General features: G+C 72.6%; 17 protein-coding genes. 7 read left to right on the top strand and 10 right to left on the bottom strand.

Translation table 11 applies throughout. The features are described 5' to 3' along the window. The first annotated feature begins 56 nt into the window (after positions 1-56). A complete protein-coding gene (locus VH969_RS22840; RefSeq protein WP_331977502.1) occupies positions 57-425 on the top strand; it encodes an Rv2175c family DNA-binding protein in 369 nt (122 codons plus the stop codon). A 229-nt stretch (positions 426-654) separates the two neighbouring features. Here VH969_RS22840 and VH969_RS22835 read toward each other — a convergent pair whose 3' ends face one another. The 4 genes from VH969_RS22835 to VH969_RS22820 form a co-directional block, all read right to left on the bottom strand. After that, positions 655-1,605 carry a phytoene/squalene synthase family protein gene (locus tag VH969_RS22835; protein ID WP_331977500.1) on the bottom strand — a complete coding sequence of 317 codons (951 nt, stop codon included), beginning with the start codon at positions 1,603-1,605 and terminating at the stop codon, positions 655-657. Next, positions 1,602-3,032: a hypothetical protein gene (locus tag VH969_RS22830; RefSeq protein ID WP_331977498.1), complete on the bottom strand. Its 1,431-nt coding sequence runs from the start codon at positions 3,030-3,032 to the stop codon at positions 1,602-1,604. The genes VH969_RS22835 and VH969_RS22830 overlap by 4 nt, the downstream gene beginning before the upstream one ends. A 64-nt stretch (positions 3,033-3,096) precedes the next feature. Then, positions 3,097-4,647, bottom strand: a complete 1,551-nt coding sequence (gene crtI / locus VH969_RS22825) for a phytoene desaturase family protein (protein ID WP_331977496.1) — start codon at positions 4,645-4,647, stop codon at positions 3,097-3,099. Then, positions 4,647-5,771 carry a polyprenyl synthetase family protein gene (locus VH969_RS22820; RefSeq protein WP_331977494.1) on the bottom strand — a complete coding sequence of 375 codons (1,125 nt, stop codon included), beginning with the start codon at positions 5,769-5,771 and terminating at the stop codon, positions 4,647-4,649. Before VH969_RS22820 ends, crtI begins: the two co-directional genes overlap by 1 nt. A 159-nt stretch (positions 5,772-5,930) precedes the next feature. Between VH969_RS22820 and VH969_RS22815 the strand changes: the two genes are divergently transcribed. Further along, positions 5,931-6,845 (top strand): methylenetetrahydrofolate reductase, encoded by a 915-nt coding sequence (locus VH969_RS22815; RefSeq protein WP_331977492.1) that lies wholly within the window; start codon positions 5,931-5,933, stop codon positions 6,843-6,845. Between the two features lie 160 nt (positions 6,846-7,005). Here VH969_RS22815 and VH969_RS22810 read toward each other — a convergent pair whose 3' ends face one another. Then, positions 7,006-7,701: an LppM family (lipo)protein gene (locus VH969_RS22810; protein WP_331977490.1), complete on the bottom strand. Its 696-nt coding sequence runs from the start codon at positions 7,699-7,701 to the stop codon at positions 7,006-7,008. 91 nt (positions 7,702-7,792) lie between these two features. On the opposite strand from VH969_RS22810, the gene VH969_RS22805 reads away from it, so the two are divergent. Next, on the top strand, positions 7,793-9,463 hold the full coding sequence (locus tag VH969_RS22805; RefSeq protein ID WP_331977488.1) for a DUF885 domain-containing protein: 1,671 nt from the start codon (positions 7,793-7,795) through the stop codon (positions 9,461-9,463). A 1-nt stretch (position 9,464) separates the two neighbouring features. On the opposite strand, the gene VH969_RS22800 is transcribed toward VH969_RS22805, so the two are convergent. Both VH969_RS22800 and VH969_RS22795 read right to left on the bottom strand, forming a co-directional pair. Continuing rightward, positions 9,465-10,028, bottom strand: coding sequence for a GNAT family N-acetyltransferase (locus VH969_RS22800; protein ID WP_331977486.1), 564 nt, complete (start codon positions 10,026-10,028; stop codon positions 9,465-9,467). Then, positions 10,025-10,546, bottom strand: a complete 522-nt coding sequence (locus tag VH969_RS22795) for a YbaK/EbsC family protein (RefSeq protein WP_331977484.1) — start codon at positions 10,544-10,546, stop codon at positions 10,025-10,027. The genes VH969_RS22800 and VH969_RS22795 overlap by 4 nt, the downstream gene beginning before the upstream one ends. Positions 10,547-10,764: 218 nt before the next feature. On the opposite strand from VH969_RS22795, the gene VH969_RS22790 reads away from it, so the two are divergent. From VH969_RS22790 to VH969_RS22780, 3 genes are read left to right on the top strand one after another with little or no spacing between them, the layout of a single operon-like run. Next, the gene (locus VH969_RS22790; protein WP_331977482.1) at positions 10,765-11,178 is read left to right on the top strand and encodes an SAV_6107 family HEPN domain-containing protein; all 414 of its coding nucleotides are present in this window, start codon (positions 10,765-10,767) and stop codon (positions 11,176-11,178) included. Continuing rightward, on the top strand, positions 11,175-11,939 hold the full coding sequence (locus VH969_RS22785) for a maleylpyruvate isomerase N-terminal domain-containing protein (RefSeq protein WP_331977480.1): 765 nt from the start codon (positions 11,175-11,177) through the stop codon (positions 11,937-11,939). The genes VH969_RS22790 and VH969_RS22785 overlap by 4 nt, the downstream gene beginning before the upstream one ends. 31 nt (positions 11,940-11,970) lie before the next feature. Continuing rightward, on the top strand, positions 11,971-12,699 hold the full coding sequence (locus VH969_RS22780; RefSeq protein ID WP_331977478.1) for a VOC family protein: 729 nt from the start codon (positions 11,971-11,973) through the stop codon (positions 12,697-12,699). Between the two features lie 329 nt (positions 12,700-13,028). Here the strand turns inward: VH969_RS22780 and VH969_RS34580 are convergent, their stop codons facing one another. Continuing rightward, a complete protein-coding gene (locus VH969_RS34580) occupies positions 13,029-14,045 on the bottom strand; it encodes a Clp protease N-terminal domain-containing protein (protein WP_414638605.1) in 1,017 nt (338 codons plus the stop codon). A 62-nt stretch (positions 14,046-14,107) separates the two neighbouring features. On the opposite strand from VH969_RS34580, the gene VH969_RS22765 reads away from it, so the two are divergent. Further along, entirely contained in the window at positions 14,108-14,467 is a 360-nt protein-coding gene (locus tag VH969_RS22765) for an excisionase (protein ID WP_331977476.1), read from the top strand. A gap of 2 nt (positions 14,468-14,469) precedes the next feature. Here VH969_RS22765 and VH969_RS22760 read toward each other — a convergent pair whose 3' ends face one another. Then, positions 14,470-14,847: a PPOX class F420-dependent oxidoreductase gene (locus VH969_RS22760; protein WP_331977474.1), complete on the bottom strand. Its 378-nt coding sequence runs from the start codon at positions 14,845-14,847 to the stop codon at positions 14,470-14,472. A 33-nt stretch (positions 14,848-14,880) separates the two neighbouring features. Further along, positions 14,881-15,474, bottom strand: a complete 594-nt coding sequence (locus VH969_RS22755; RefSeq protein ID WP_331977558.1) for a dihydrofolate reductase family protein — start codon at positions 15,472-15,474, stop codon at positions 14,881-14,883. Between the last annotated feature and the right edge of the window lie 162 nt (positions 15,475-15,636).

Genomic DNA, 15,636 nt, shown 5'->3' with positions numbered 1-15,636 from the left:
CGCACCGGCCGAAATCGTCCAGGCACGGCGGTGTCCGGTGTGGCATCGTGAGGGGCGTGAGTGCGACACCCTCCGCCGACGACGTGCTCGATCCCGGAGTCGAGGTGCTGGCGCTGCCCGATGTGGCCGAGCGGCTGAGACTCCCGGTGACGAAGGTGCGCCAGGCGTTGCGGGACGGCCAGCTGGTCGCGGTCCGCCGCGACGGGGTGCTGTGCGTGCCCGCGGAATTCCTCACCAGCGAAGGCTCGATCGTCAAGGGTCTGCCCGGCACGTTGACCGTCCTCGCCGACGCGGGCTTCGCGCCGGACGAGATGGTCCGCTGGCTGTTCACCGCGGACGACTCGCTGCCCGGCCGGCCCATCGACCAGCTGCGCGCCACCGGCGGCCGCGAGGTCAAGCGCCGCGCCCAGGCCCTGGCGCTCTGAGACAAGCGCACTGTTCGGGGTGCGGGCGTCGGGTCCGCACCGGTTCCGGGCTGCCCGGCGCAGGGTGACCGCCGCCAAGAACGGCGGTCACCGGCACCGGTCCGAACGGCGGACGACGGGCCGCGCGGGCGAGCTCCCGGCGCTCGGCAGCCGGCCGTCACCGTCCGGACCATCGGTTTGATCGGTGCGGGAGCCTCGTTCGTTTCTCCGTCGTCGGGTCTGCGCCTTCTCAGCGTGACGCCAGCTCGCGCCGGCGGCCGCCGGCCCGGCTCACGGCCCGGGTCACGGCCCGGCTCGCCACCGCGGCGATGAGGCCCGGCACGGCGATGCGCAGCCGCCGGTGGACGGGCACCGCGATGCGGCGGCCCAGCACGGCGTAGTCGCTCGCCTCGATCTCGTCGAGGATCCGGCGGTAGAGCGTGAACGCGGTCCGCACGCACGGCCGCGACTCGCGGCGCAGCAGCGCGATCCCGGGCTCGGCCCGCCGGTACACGGCGTGGTTGTACGCGACGAGGTGCGCGAGCGCCCGCCGGATCGCGGGATCCGGCCGGCCGGTGCGGTGCGCACGCAGCAGCCGCGCGCGGTCCACGCCGAACGCGGCCAGCTCGTCGGCCGGCAGGTAGAGCCGCCCGCGGTCGAGGTCCTCGCCGACGTCGCGGAGGAAGTTGGTCAGCTGGAACGCCTCGCCGAGCGCGGCCGCGTACGGCGCTGCGTCCGCCGCCGGACCGGCGGTGCCGAGCACCGGCAAGAGCTGCAGCCCGATGACCCCGGCCGAGCCGTGCATGTACTCGCCGAGGTCGGCGAAGGTCCGGTAGCCGGTGACGGTCAGGTCCATCCGCATCGAGGCGAGGAACTCGGCGAACAGGTCCGGCTCGATCGCGTGGCGGCGCACCGTGTCGGCGAGGGCGAGCAGCACCGGGCTCGCCGGCTCGCCGCCCCGCAGCGCCGTGCCGACCTGCTGTTCGAACGCGGCGAGCGCGCGGGCCCGCCCGTCGGCGGACGTGCGGGCCACGTCGTCGACGATCTCGTCGGCGAGCCGGGCGAAGCCGTACAGCGCGTGCACCGCGGGCCGCCGGTCCGCCGGGAGCAGGCGGGTGGCGAGGAAATAGGTACGCCCGTGGTGCGCGTTGATCCGGCGGCACGCCTGGTAGGCCTCCGCCAGCTCGGCGCCCGAGGTCACTTCGTGCAGCTCACCCACTGGCCGGCGGGGCAGCCGTCGTGCTCGGACACGTAGTCGGCGATCAGCTTCGTGGCCAGGGCGTGCGCCGACACCGGGTCGTCGGCCACGGTCACCCGCGACACGGTGCAGGCGGACCTGCTGTCGGCCATGCACGCGCGCCGCTGGTCGTTCGCGTGGTCGCGCCAGTACCGGTTGGGCACCACGCCGTACTTCCACGGCGTGCCGCTCGCGCTGATCTCGTACACCGCGTGGGTGCCGTCGGTCTTGTGGTCGTCCGCGGCGGCGGGCTTGGCGGCCGCCCAGGTCTTGAGGTCGGCGACGTCCGGCGGCTCGGCGAGGACGAGCGCGGACCACTGCGCGCCGTACGGATGCGTGCCCGGCACCGAGTTCGCCTTCTGGTAGAAGCTCTTCCACTGCGCGGACGTGATCCGGCAGCTGATCTTGCTGCTGGCGCCGGGCGCCACCGGGCCGATCTTCGACTCGCAGCCGCCGAGCTTGGTGCCGTCGCCGGTCCAGTTGGCCCGCAGGTGCACGCGCACGGCGCTCTTCGCGGTGTTCTTGATGTCCACGATCAGCGTGCAGCTGGGCGCGCCGCACTTGTCGAACCGGTGGGCGCCCTGCTGGATGCCGGTCAGCGCGTCGACCGCCGTGCCGAGCCCGGCCGCGGCCTTGTTCAGCGACTGGTAGATCGCGACGACGTTCGGCGAGACGTCGGTGACGTCGAGCAGCGCGCTCGTGACCGCGGTGTTCTCGCCGCTGCCCAGCTTGTCGAGGTCGAAGCGGAGCACGCCGTGCGGCTGGGTGGTCGCGAAGTACACCGTGCCGCCGTCAACCTCGATCGCGTACGCGTCGACCCCGGCGATGCTCTCCTCGGCGTTGTGCCGCAGCCCCAGATCGGCGGTCTGCTTGGTGACCTTGCCGGCCGTCTGGGCCACGACGTCGGGCGTGAAGATCTCGCCGAACTCCACGCCGATCAGCGACGTGGGCAGCTTGACCCAGCGGTTCGCGAGTGCGCTGCCGTCGCCGGAGGTCACGCCGAACCGGGCGACCATGCCGCTCCAGAAGTTGGTGTTCGCCTTGAGGTAGAGCGTCTTGCCGACGTAGAGGACGGTCGCGGGCAGGGCGTCGATCGTGATGCCGCCGGACACCTCGCCGGTGAGCGTGGCGGTGAGGTCGACGGTGAGCTCGGCACCGTCCGCGGCGACCAGCGAGCCGGTGTAGCGCACGGCGGCGGCCTCGGCGAAGTCGGTCAGGGCCTGGGACGTTGCCTCGGCCGTGGTGAGCGGGCCGATGTTCACGCCCCGGGGCTCGCCGGCGACGTCGTTGCTGCAGCCGGCGGTCACGAGGGCGAGCGCCGCCGCGAACCCGGCGAACATCAGCCGGCGTCTCACCGCGACCGCCCGCCGCCCGGCTTCCTGTGCCCGCATGGTGACTCCCCATCCGGCGCGCTCATCCATGGGCGTGCCCAGTTCCGGGTCGCAGTATCCCAACTCACGCGAGTGGGGTGTGGAGTATCCACCTGACGGCTTGGCTACGAATTGACGCACCCGCCTTTGCGTTCCCCGTGATCCTGGCCGCGGCGAGCCGGCCGGAGATCAGCACGGGTGGCACGCCGACGCCCGGTGTGGTGCCGCAGCCCGCCAGCACGACGTTGGCCACGCCGCGCACCAGGTTCCGCGGCCGGAACGGGCCGGTCTGGCGGAACGTGTGGGCCAGCGAGAACGGCGTACCGGCCGCGTGGCCGCCCGCCTCCCAGTCGGCCGGCGTGACGAGCCGCGAGACCTCGACCGACGCGCGCAGGCCGGTCAGCCCGCGGTCCTCGAGGACGCGGGTGAGCTCCTCGGCGTAGGCGGGCCCGACGCGGCGCCAGTCGATCGGACCGGTCGCGAGGTTCGGGCACGGCGCGAGCACCGACACCAGCTCGCGGCCGGCCGGGGCGAGCCGGGGGTCGGTCGCGGTGGGCCGGGTGACCAGCAGCGACGGGTCGCTCATCAGCCTGCCGCGGGTCAGGATCTCGTCGAACGTCCGCGTCCACGCGTCGCCGAAGTACACCGTGTGGTGGGCGAGCTCGGGCCGGGGCCGGGTGAGCCCGGCGTGCAGCACGACGGCCGACGGCGACCAGTGCGCCCGGACGGGCCGGCGCGGCGCCCGGCCGAGGAGCCGGTAGCTGACCGGCAGGTCCGGCGTCAGCACGACCGCGTCGCACGCGATCCGCTCGCCGTGGCTGGTGCGCACCGCGGTGACCCGCTCCCCGGAACGCTCGAGCCACGCCGCGCCCGTGCGGTACCGCATGGCCGCCCCGTGCGCGGCGGCCGCGTCGGCGAGCGCCGAAGCGAGCGCCCCGACGCCGCCGCGCGGGAAGTACACGCCGGCCACGGTGTCCATGTAGGCGATGACCCCGTACGCGGCGAGGGCCCGGTGCGGCGCGAGCCCGGCGTAGAGGGACTGGAACGTGAACACGCGGCGCAGCCGCTCGTCGTGCAGGAACCGGCCGACCGCGGGGCCGAGCCGGCCGAACCCGCCGATCGCCGCGAGCCGGGCCAGCGCGGGGGTGGCGAGGTCGAGCGGGGAGTCGAAGTCGGCGCCGATGAACCGGTCCCGCTGCAGGCGGTACAGCTCGGTGAGCCAGGCCCGCAGCCGCCGGTAGCCGTCGGCCTCGCGCGGGCCGGCGAAGCGGCGCACCTCGTCGGCCATCGCGTCCGCGTCGGCGTGCACGTCCAGCACCGACCCGTCCGCGAACCGCGCGCGGTAGGCCGGGTCGAGCCGGGTCAGGTGGACGCGGTCCGCGAGCGACTCGCCGACCGCGGCGAGCGCCTCGTCGGCCAGCTCGGGCATGGTCAGCACGGACGCGCCGGTGTCGATCCGGTAGCCGTCCAGCAGCGCGGACCCGGCCCGGCCGCCCGGCCCGGAAGCGGACTCCAGCACGGTGACCGATCGCCCGGCGCCGAGCAGGTGCAGCGTGGCGGACAGGCCCGCGAGCCCGGCGCCGACCACGACGACGTGGTCGGTCGGGCCCGCGATGGATCTCGGACCGGTCCGCACTACCTGTCCCGCCGGGTCGCGGCGAGCGCCAGGTCCCGCAGGCGCGTGACGCCCGGGTCCGCGAGCCCGGCCGCGTCGAGCGTGGCCAGCGCGGCCGAGGTGAGGGCCTCGATGCGCCGTTCCAGCTCCTGCACCACGCCCAGGTCGATGAGCAGCTCGCGGACCCGGACGAGCGTCCGCGGCCGCAGGTCGGGGTCGCCGAGCGCACGGCGCATGAGGTCGGCGTCGGCGTGCCGGCCGGCGCGGGTGGCGTAGTCCAGGCCGAGCGCCATCAGCAGCGTCCGCTTGCCCTCGCGCAGGTCGTCGCCCGCGGGCTTGCCGGTGACCTCGGTGTCGCCGAACATCCCCAGCACGTCGTCGCGCAGCTGGAACGCGACCCCGATGTCCGTGCCGAACGTCTTGATGGCCTCGACGGTGTCCGGCCCGGCGCCGGCGAACGCGACGCCCATGTGCAGTGGCCGCTCCACGGTGTAGGCGGCGGTCTTGAGCCGCGCCACGCCGAGCGCCCGCTCCTCGGACTCGTCGCCCTCCGCCTGGGCGAGCACGTCGAGGTACTGGCCGGCGAACATCTCCGCCCGCATCGCCTGCCACGGCCCGCGTGCGGCCGCCCGCATCGCCGGCTCGAGCTCCGCGCTTTCGAACATGTCGTCCGCCCAGGCCAGCGCCAGGTCGCCGAGCAGGATCGCGGCCGCCGTGCCGAACCGCTCGGGATCGCCCAGCCACGCGCCGGCGCGGTGCGCCTCGCGGAACCGGACGTGCACGGTCGGCCGGCCGCGGCGCAGCTCGGAGGCGTCCATGATGTCGTCGTGCACGAGCGCGCACGTCTGGATCAGCTCCAGGGCGGTGATGGCGTGCAGCACGGCTCGCGCCCGCGGCCCGTCCGCCTCCCCGCCGGCCGCGCGCCAGCCCCACCAGGCGAACGTCGGCCGCAGCCGCTTGCCGCCCCGCAGCGCGAAGTCGGACAGGGCGTCGACGGCCTGGGCGAAGGTGCGGGCGAGCTCGGGGAGCTCCGCGCGGCGCTCGGTCAGGTAGCGCGCGAGGAAGTCCTCGACGTGCCGGTGCACCGCGGCGTCGATGGACTGCTCGACGGTGGGGAGATCAGGAGCCGGGGCCACGGGGACCATGGTGCGTGGTCGGCCCGGCTCGCATGTCAGCGGGGGGTTGTTCCGTGTTCCTGGTTACGTTGCCCGGCACGGGAGCTCGCAATCGTCCACGAGCCGGGTCCTAGTCGGTTCCTGCTGGGAGCCGAGTTGCGTCATATGGTCCTTCACTACCCTGGACCCATGACTTCGGTGGTGGCGCGTATCCCGGGTGGCCGGCCGGTGTTCTCCGTCGAGTTCATGCCTCCGCGCGACGACGCCGACGAGCAGCGGCTGTGGAACTCCATCCGCTCGCTGGAGGGGCTGGACCCGGCGTTCGTCTCGGTCACCTACGGCGCGGGCGGCTCCAGCCGGGACCGCACGATCCGCACGACCGGCCGCGTGGTCAGGGAGACCACGCTGGTGTCGATGGCCCACCTCACGGCCGTCGACCACTCGGTCGCCGACCTGCGCAACGTCATCGGCTGGTACGCCGAGCTGGGGGTGAAGAACGTCCTCGCGCTGCGTGGCGACCCACCGGGCGATCCGATGGGCGAGTGGATCCGCCATCCCGAGGGCCTGGCGTACGCCGAGGAGCTGGTGCGCCTGGTGCGCGAGCTGGGCGACTTCTGCGTGGGCGTGTCGGCGTTTCCGTACGGCCACCCGCGCTCGGCCGACCTGGACACCGACACCGAGTACCTGGTCCGCAAGCTGCGCGCGGGCGCCGACTTCGCGATCGCCCAGCTGTTCTTCGAGGCCGACGACTTCCTGCGGATGCGTGACCGGGTGGCCGCCCGCGGCTGCGACTCGCTGCTGCTGCCCGGCGTGATGCCGCTGACCACGCCGAAGATCCTGTCGAAGACCGTGGAGCTGTCCGGCGCGCAGGTGCCGGCGTGGATGGCCGACCGGCTGGGCCCGCTGACCGAGGACCCGAAGGCGTTCCGCGCGGCGGGCATGGACGTCACCGAGGAGCTGTCCCGGCGGCTGCTCGCCGAGGGCGTGCCGTGCCTGCACTTCTACACGTTCAACCTGTCGAAGGCGACCAAGGAGATGGTGGCGCGCCTCGACCTCGCCCCGGAACGGACGGCCGTGCGGGCGAACTTGCGGTCCGTCGGCTAGTGTCCCGCGCCGGAAATCTGGCACATAATTCGCTGGCCCAGCTTCCTGCTGGCGGCGTTGCCGATCCACCCAGGTACGGTCCAGTACGAGGGCGAATCGGCGCCTTGCCAGCAGAAACCTGGATCCACCGACTTACGCACGGAATTTCCGGCGCGGGACACTAATAGGCCGGCCGGCGCTGCTGCGCGCGCTCCAGCCGCAGGCTGCGCCGGTGGGTGAACAGGGCGAGCAGCACGACGAGCACCGACACGCCGATCGCGCCGCCGCCGACCATCGCCACCCACTGGCTCCACGAGATGCCGGACGCGTCCGAGTACTGCGCGGTCGCGCTGAACTCGGTGACCGCCTGCGGTTTGGGCGACCAGCTGATGGTGCCGTCGACGTTGTCGCCGTTGGTGCGCGTGATCCGGCCGGGGAAGGCGATCTTGACCTGCACGTCGGCCCGCTCCTTGGGCACGCGGGTCAGGTCGATCGAGCCGGCGAGCGTGACCAGCTCGCCCGAGCGGCGGAACGAGAGCCGGTACTGCTGCAGCGTGGAGATCGAGTCGACGAGCAGCGTGACGTCGGCGAACCGCAGGCCGTTGAGCGTGACCCGCTGGCCGACGTAGCCGTCCGCGGTGTAGGGCTCGGTGTGGACCTTCTCGGCGAGCTCGGGCGGCACGGTGAGGCTGGGCCCGTCGTCGTCCTTGTTCACCGGGAGCGCGGCGATGACGAGGTCGCCGGAGATCAGGTCGTCGGAGGAGACGGCGAGCGCCGCGTGGATGCGGACGCAGCCGGTGAGCGTGGTCAGCAGGACGCCGCACAACACGACGAGCCCGAGTACACGGCGAGTTCGGTCGCGGCCGGCGGTGCGCACGGGCCCATCCTGCCAGCAACCGGCGGCTCCACGGACAGCAGGCGATTTTCTGTTCGAAAATAACGGGACGACCCGGGTAGCGTCCGGTGCCATGGACACCCCGGTGCACCGACTCTGTGATTCCTTTGTGGACGACTACGTCTCGCTCGAGCCGACCATCGCGACCGCGCTGGGCATCTCCGGCCACGACGACCGGTTGCCGGACCTCTCCCCGGCCGGGCACGCCGAGCGGGCGGCGCTGATCTCGAACGCCCTGCGTGCGATCGACGGGCTGGACCCCGTCGACGACGGCGAGCGGGACGCGAAGGCGGTGTTCACCGAGCGGATGGGCGTCGAGAAGGAGGTCCACGACGCCGGCCTGGTGGTGTCCTCGCTGAACGTGCTGGCCAGTCCCGCGCAGGACGTGCGCCAGGCGTTCGACCTGATGCCGACGGAGTCGGCGGACGACTGGCGGGTGATCGCGACCCGGATGGCCGCGGTGCCGGCGGCGCTCGCGAGCTACCGGGAGAGCCTGCGGCACGCGGCAGCACAGGGCCGGGTCTCGGCGGTCCGGCAGGTGCGCAAGGTCGCCGAGCAGTGCGCGACGTGGGCCGGGGCGGGCAGCGGCCCGGCGTTCTTCGCGACGATGGTGGCGCAGGCGCCCGACGAGCCCGCGCTGCGCGCGGACCTCGACGCCGCCGCGGCCGCGGCGGGACAGGCGTACGCGGAGCTCGGCACGTTCCTGACCGACGAGCTGCTGCCCAAGGCGCCCGAGCGGGACGCGGTCGGTGCGGACGTCTACGGCCTGTGGTCGCGGATGTACCTGGGCGCGCGGGTGGACCTGCGGGAGGCCTACGAGTGGGGGTGGGCGGAGTTCACCCGGCTCGAGGCGGAGATGAAGGAGGTGTCCGGCCGGGTCAAGCCGGGCGCGGACATCCGCGAGGCGAGCGACGCGCTCGACGCGGACCCCCGGTACCGGATCGGCGGGGTGGGCGAGTTCCGCGACTGGATGCAGCGCTTGTCGGACCAGGCGCTCGCCGACCTGCGCGGGGTGCACTTCGACATCCCGGCCGAGATCATGCGGCTGGACTGCAGGATCGCCCCGCCGGGCGGCGGGTCGGGCGCCTACTACACGGGCCCGTCGGACGACTTCTCCCGCGCGGGCGCGATGTGGTGGGCGCTGCCGCCGGACAAGTCGGAGTTCACGACGTGGCGCGAGGTCAGCGTCGTCTACCACGAGGGCGTGCCGGGCCATCACATGCAGATCGCGACGGCGACCTTCGAGTCGCAGCGGCTGAACAAGTTCCAGCGGCTGCTGGCCTGGGTGCCGGCCTACAGCGAGGGCTGGGCGCTGTACGCGGAGCGGCTGATGCGCGAGTTCGGCTACCTGTCCGACGACGGGAACCTGCTCGGCATGCTGAACGAGAACCTGTTCCGCGCCGCGCGGGTCATCGTCGACATCGGCATGCACCTGGAGCTGGAGATCCCGCGCGGCACCGGTTTCCACGAGGGCGAGCGGTGGACCCCGGACCTGGGCCTGGAGTTCATGCTGAGCCGCACGGTCACCGAGGAGGCCCTGGTCCGCGACGAGATCGACCGCTACCTGGGCTGGCCGGGCCAGGCTCCGGCGTACAAGCTGGGCGAGCGCCTGTGGCTGCAGGCCCGCGACGACGCCCGCGCCCGGGCCGGTTCTGCCTTCGACCTCAAGGACTTCCACATGCGGGCACTGCGCATGGGACAGATGGGCCTGGACACCCTGCGCGAGCGCCTGGCCGCGCTGTAGCTCAGAGCGGGAGGCTGCGGCCCAGCACGCCGAACGGCCGCGGGTCGCCGGTGAAGCGGTAGTCGCGGAGCACGTCCGTGAAGCCCAGGCGGTAGTACAGCCGCCACGCCCGCGACGGGCCTTCCGGCGTGGAGAGCAGGACCTTGCTGGACCGGACGTCGGCGAGCAGGCGCCGCAGCAGGTCCTCGCCGACGCCGCGGCCCTGGGCGGCCGGGCGGACGTGCACCTCGGTCAGCTCGAAGTAGTCGTCGAGCCAGCGGTCGGCGAACTCCGGGCCCGACCGCTCGACGACGCCGCGCCGCACCTGCTCGTGCCACCACTGGCCCTTCGCGCCGCGGTAGCCGTACGCGATGCCGACCATCGTGTCGTCCGGGTCGAGCGCGGCCACGCAACGCCAGTCGGCGCGCAGCATGTGCGCGAGCCACATCGGCGCGCGCTGCTCGGCCGTGCCCAGCGGGTAGCGCATCGCCGTGACATACAGGGAAAGCGCCTCGGGCAGGCGGGTGCGCAGCTCGTCCTGGTTGAGGTCGACGAACCGCTCGACCCGAGGTGGAACCGCGGTCACGACACGTGATTCTCCTCCCCGTCCGCCACGTCCGCAGCCACGCCCCCTGTCAGCGCGACCAGGTCGGCGAACGTCGTCGGGAACACGGCCTTCGGGTGTCCGGCCGCGGCCCAGACAATCTCGTACGCGGCGAGCGCGTTGTCCACCAGCGTCGTGATCGGCCGGGGATGCCCGACCGGGGCCACCCCGCCGATCACCTGCCCGGTGTGCTCGCGGACGAACGACGGGTCCGCGCGGCCGACCGACGTCGCGCCGGCCAGCGTCGCCAGGCGGGTCGTGGAGGCGCGGTGGGCGCCGGACGTCAGGGCCAGCAGCGGGAAGCTCCGGTCACCCTCGGTAGCCCGGAAGACGAGGCTGTTCGCGATCGCGCCGACCGGCACGCCGAGAGCCGCCGCGGCGGCCGCCGCGGTGCGCACCTCGTCGTCGAGGACGCGGATCCCGTCGGCGGCGGCCGGCATCCCGGCCTCGCGCAGTGCGGCGGAGATCTTGCTGATCGCGGGGTGGTCCAGAGACGTCATGGGCACATCAGAGCACACATGTGGCCGGCGTCGCCGCTGAAAATCCGGGCCGAGGTTGAGTCTGTCGGTGCCCGGAGCTAAGCTCGAATCGTTCGAACACCAGTTCGAACACTGCCCGGTGGTGGGGTGGGGGAAGCGCCTCACCACCGGGCACCGCCGGCTTCCCCACGGCGTGTCGTCACGACCGGTGACGATCCCGGACCGCGAGGAGGCGTCAGGTGACCACAACTCTGGACTACCGCGACAACGAGCCCCTGTCCGTGCCGGAGCCGGCGCTCCACCTGCTGTCCCAGGCCGAGCGCGGCCTCGCGCACGCGTCGCTCGATCCCGAGCCGGCTCAGCGGTTCGCCCAGGCATACCTCGCGGCGCTGCGTGCGGCGGCCGCCCTGCTCGCGGTGCGCGGCCGCCCGCACCGGGCGCATTCGCGGCCGATGAGCGTGTGGACGCTGCTCGCCTCGGTGGCACCCGAGCTGCGCGAGTGGGCGGCGTTCTTCGCGTCGTGGTCGTCGACCCGTGCCTCGGTGCAGGCCGGCATCACGCGCGCGGTCACCCCGCGGTCCGCGGACGACCTCGTGCGCCAGTCCGGCCAGTTCCTCGACCTCGTGACGCGTGCGATCCACGGCACGTCATGACCGGTCGGGCACTGGCCGACTACGGCCGCTTGCTCGGGGTCCTGCGGGTGGAGGGTGAGCTGCTGGCGACGTCGGCGATGGGGACGGATCCGAACCTGCCGGTGCGCTACGCCGAGGGCATGACGCTGGGCGACACGGTCCGGCACGTCGGCAGCGTCTACCGGATGGTGCTGGCGTGGCTGCGGTCGGGCGACCAGCCGACCCGCTGGCAGCGCGCGCCGGTCCCCGGGCAGTCGCTCGCGGAGTACCTGCGGGTGGGGCTGCGGGACATCGTGGCCGAGCTGTCCGCGCACGATCCGGCGGACGCGGCGCCGTCGTGGTGGCCGATCGATCAGACCTACGGGTTCTGGTACCGCCGCCTCGCCCACGAGACGACCGTGCACCGCTACGACGCGCAGACCACGGCGGCGGCGATGACCGTGACCGCGCGGTTCGACGAGGACATCGCGTACGACGGCATCGACGAGGTGCTGTCGCTGTGGTTCACGCACCGGCTCGGGGTGCTGGGCGTGACGAACACGTGGACCGGCCGCGTCGCGGTGGTCGCCGGCCGGCGGCGGTGGATCGCGCAGATGACGGCCGACGGCACGGCGTCGTGGCCGGCCGAACCGGGCGAGGAAGCGGACGCGTCCGTGTCGACGGATCCGTCCGGGATGTATCTGTGGCTGTGGGGCCGGCGTCCGATCGGCACGGCCACGCCGGACGGCGAGCGGGAGGCGATCGAGCAGCTGTGGTACCTGCTGCGGCTCGCGACGCGTTGATTTGTCGGTGGGGTCGGCTAGCGTGCCGATCATGTCCACGCGACTGGTCAATGTGGTCGTCGACGCGGCCGATCCGCCCGCGCTGGCCCGGTTCTGGCGGGACCTGCTGGGCTGGGGAATCAGCCTGGAGGAGCCGGACGAGGTGGACCTCCAGGCCCCGGCCGACGACGGCTGGCGGTTCGACCTGGTATTCGTCCCGGTCTCGAAGCCGAAGACGGTGCAGAACCGCGTGCATCTCGACCTCGCGAGCGCTTCGGCGGACCAGCAGATGGCGATGCTCGACCACGCGCTGGGCCTCGGTGCCGTACGCGTCGACATCGGCCAGCGCAACGTGCCGTGGTTCGTACTCGCCGACCCGGGCGGCAACGAGTTCTGCGTCCTGGATCCCCGCCCGGAGTACATGAACACCGGCGCCATCGCGGCGATCGTCGTCCAGGCCGCCGATCCGCGGGCGCTGTCCGCCTTCTGGTCGGCGGCGTCCGGCTGGCCTGTCGTGCGCGGCGCGGAGGACTACGCCTCCCTGCGCGACCCCGACGGCCGCGGCCCATGGCTGGAGCTCATCCACTCGGCCGACCCCCACGTGGTGAAGAACCGCGTACACCTGGACGTGGCCCCGTTCCCGGCCGGCTCGGTGCCCGGCGAGGTGGCCCGCCTGGAGGCCCTGGGCGCCCACCGAGTCGACATAGGCCAGGGCGACGTCCCGTGGGAGGTAATGGCCGACCCGGAGGACAACGAGTTCTGCATCCTCACCCCTCGCTGACACCCGGAATCGTCAGCCCCGCCAAGTAATGTGGAAATCGGGGGCCCAAGCGTTATCCACAGGCTTGATCAACACCGCTCGGAAATGTCGGCGCTGCGTGGTATCTAGCGGATTTCCTTGGCGTGTCTGGGAGTCCGTCCCGCTGTTCGCGCCAGGAACCGTCGGTGTTCGCGGCTATGCTTGAAATCGGGGGCCGCGAAGTTGTCCACAGGCTTGATCGACATCGCGCTGGATTGTCGGTGCGCCGTGGTAGGGCCCGACTGTCGCCTTAGGACCTCACGCCGAACCAGCGGGGCGGGCTCGAACAACTCGGCTGGGCCGTGGCTACGTCAGCCATCGGCGGCGGGGTTGGCGGGAGGCGGCCCCGGGCGGCGCCGGCGCAGGCGGTCGTGCACTACGCGGCGGACCAGTAGTGCGGCCTTGCTGACGTCCTTGCCCTCGGCCTCGCCTTCGGGGCGCAGCAGGCGCGTCAGCTCGAGCAGCGTCTCGTTCACCCGGGTCCACAGTGGAACGAAGCGGCCGATGACCGGACCCTTCGCGCGGATCGGGCCCTCGCCGGTGAGCTCGTTGACCGCGCGCGCCAGGCCGAGCGTGCCCTCGTCGCGGAAGACCAGGTGCACCTCCTCGCCCTCGATACGGATCTCCATCTGGCGCGCGGCCGTCTCCTGCGGCGTGGCATCCGTGGTCTGGTCGGCGTCGAGCTCGTCGACCTTGTCGGCGACCTCGTCCGCGCTCACACCGAGCTGGGCGAGCACGGTGGCGGCCATGCTGCCCTCGGCCCGGATCAGCGCCTCGAGCAGGTGGTGGCTGCCCATCGGCGCGCCACCCGCGAGCGCCTCGGCCGCGGTGACGACATCGTCCGCCGCGGTGGTGCGCTTCGGCCTGCTCGAGGCGCTGCTCCCACCCCCGGTGTGCTCGGCGATCAACGCCTTGACCGTCCGCGACACGTCCTTCATGTTCTCGACGTGGCTCGCGAAGATCTTCGCGGCCACGCCGTCCCCCTCGCGTTCGAGCGCCAGCAGGATGTGCTCGGTGCCGATGTAGTTGTGGCTCAGCTGCAACGCCTCTCGCAGCGCGAGCTCGAGCACCTTCTTCGCGCGCGGGGTGAACGGGATGTGCCCGCCCGGCGCGCCTTTGCCCGTGCCGGTCATCGACACGACATCGGCGCGCACCATCTCGGCGGTGATTCCCAGCTGGTGCAGCGCCTCCGCCGCGATGCCGCTGGGGGAGCTGAAGAGGCCGAGCAGGATGTGCTCGGTGCCGATGTAGTCGTGCTGCAGCGACCGCGCCTCGTTCTGCGCCGAGACAACGACCGCCCGCGCGTTGTCGGTGAACCGCTCGAACATGCCGCTGATGCTGCACGTTGTCTTCGACCCTGTCAATACAGTGCCAGTGATAGGGTGACGGTGTGAGTGCCTCGGATTGGGACGACCGCCTTTCGCGCTGGCGGGACGAGCTGGAGCTGTTCGCGCAGCTGGAGGACACGCCGTGGGTGACGCTCGCGCAGGCCGAGCAGGAGACCGGAGTGTCGCGGTCCGCGCTGCGCTCGTGGTACCGCAACGGCGAGGTTCGTTCGCGCCTGGTCGACGGGCCCAACGGTCCGCAGCGGCTGGTGCCGCTGGACGCCGTCGTCGAGCGGGCGGCGCGGTCGCCGCGGATCCAGCGGCGGGCGGAGCGCGAGCTCAGCCTGGAGGCGCAGGTGACCTTGCTCCGCAGTCGCCTCGACCAGCTCGAGATGCGCCTCGCCGCCCTGGAGTCGCGCGGCTGACCTCAACCCCGGCTCTGCCGCTCCGGCTCGATGAGCGCGACCACCCGCTCCTCGCTGCGGGAGTACGGGCCGCCGATGTACTTCTCCGCCATCCGGTCGACGATCTCCCAGGCAGCGTCACCCTCGAGCCACTCGACGACCCGGCCGCGGATGATGACCGGCTGGAACGGGTTGTCGGCCGGTGTCACGGAGAGCGCGACGCGTGGGTCGCGCCGCAGGTTGCGCGCCTTGCGGCTCTCCGGACCGGTGAGGACCGTGATGTGGTCGCCGTGCGTGCCGACCCAGACCGGGACGGAGTGCGGAGCGCCGTCGGGCAGGACGGTGGCGAGGTGGGCGATCGAGGTGCTGTCGAGAACCTGGCGGACGTCTTGGTCGAGCATGTCGTCATCTCCTGGCAGGGGTTGGTGTGTGGGTCAGCGCTCGAGCTCGTAGTGGAGGTGGGTGACACCTGGCGCGGGGACGGCTTCGACGAGGCGCAGCCGGATGTGCTCGGGAAGCGTCTGGAAGAACGGCCGGCCGCCGCCGAGCAGGATCGGCACCTGGTGCAGGACCAGTTCGTCGACGAGGCCGGCCCGCAGCGCCGACGTCACGACGCCGCCGCCCATGAGGCCGACGTCCCGGTCGCCGGCGGCCTTGCGGGCCGCGGCGATCGCGTCCTCGATGCCGGTCGTCACCAGGGTCTGCCGGTCGCTGATCTCCGGTGCCGGGCGGTGGCTGACCAGGAACAGCGGTGCTGTCGGGTGCGGGCTGCCGCCGCCGAAGTTCTCGGAGTCGTCGTAGGTGTTGCGGCCCACCACCACCGCACCCACGCGGCCGGCCACCGCGTCGAAGACCCGGGCGCTGGGTGCGCTCAGCCGGAAACCGTCGAACACCTCGCTGGGCGTGTCGCCGTCGACGTACCAGTCGAAGAGCATCCCGCCGTCGCCGAGTCCACGCCCGGGGCCGGGGCCGCGACCGGTGATGTAACCGTCGACCGACACCGCGAGCGCCGCGAAGATCTTGCCCATCATGCCCTCCTCCGAGTTCCGTCAAGAGACGTCACGACCATAACAGTTTGAGTTCCCTAAGGGAACCCCGCATGCTAGAGTCGTCCCATGCAGCGCACGAACTTCGGCGAGATGGTGTGCTCGATCGCGCGCACGCTGGACGTCTTCGGGGAGCCCTGGACG

It is taken from the genome of Actinophytocola sp. (genome assembly GCF_036555685.1).
In the GTDB taxonomy this organism is placed as follows: domain Bacteria; phylum Actinomycetota; class Actinomycetes; order Mycobacteriales; family Pseudonocardiaceae; genus Actinophytocola.
The sequence above is the reverse complement of the archived record's forward strand: the minus strand, read 5'-3'. Positions and strand labels throughout refer to the sequence as shown.

Bases quoted from the DNA above. Each gene is read 5' to 3' on its own strand.
- VH969_RS22755 (WP_331977558.1), bottom strand. From the start codon at position 15,474: ATGGGCAAGATCTTCGCGGCGCTCGCGGTGTCGGTCGACGGTTACATC.
- VH969_RS22805 (WP_331977488.1), top strand. From the start codon at position 7,793: ATGGACACCCCGGTGCACCGACTCTGTGATTCCTTTGTGGACGACTAC.
- VH969_RS22795 (WP_331977484.1), bottom strand. From the start codon at position 10,546: ATGACGTCTCTGGACCACCCCGCGATCAGCAAGATCTCCGCCGCACTG.
- VH969_RS22820 (WP_331977494.1), bottom strand. From the start codon at position 5,771: ATGGTCCCCGTGGCCCCGGCTCCTGATCTCCCCACCGTCGAGCAGTCC.
- VH969_RS22760 (WP_331977474.1), bottom strand. From the start codon at position 14,847: ATGCTCGACCAAGACGTCCGCCAGGTTCTCGACAGCACCTCGATCGCC.
- VH969_RS34580 (WP_414638605.1), bottom strand. From the start codon at position 14,045: ATGTTCGAGCGGTTCACCGACAACGCGCGGGCGGTCGTTGTCTCGGCG.
- VH969_RS22830 (WP_331977498.1), bottom strand. From the start codon at position 3,032: ATGCGGGCACAGGAAGCCGGGCGGCGGGCGGTCGCGGTGAGACGCCGG.
- VH969_RS22785 (WP_331977480.1), top strand. From the start codon at position 11,175: ATGACCGGTCGGGCACTGGCCGACTACGGCCGCTTGCTCGGGGTCCTG.
- VH969_RS22780 (WP_331977478.1), top strand. From the start codon at position 11,971: ATGTCCACGCGACTGGTCAATGTGGTCGTCGACGCGGCCGATCCGCCC.
- VH969_RS22815 (WP_331977492.1), top strand. From the start codon at position 5,931: ATGACTTCGGTGGTGGCGCGTATCCCGGGTGGCCGGCCGGTGTTCTCC.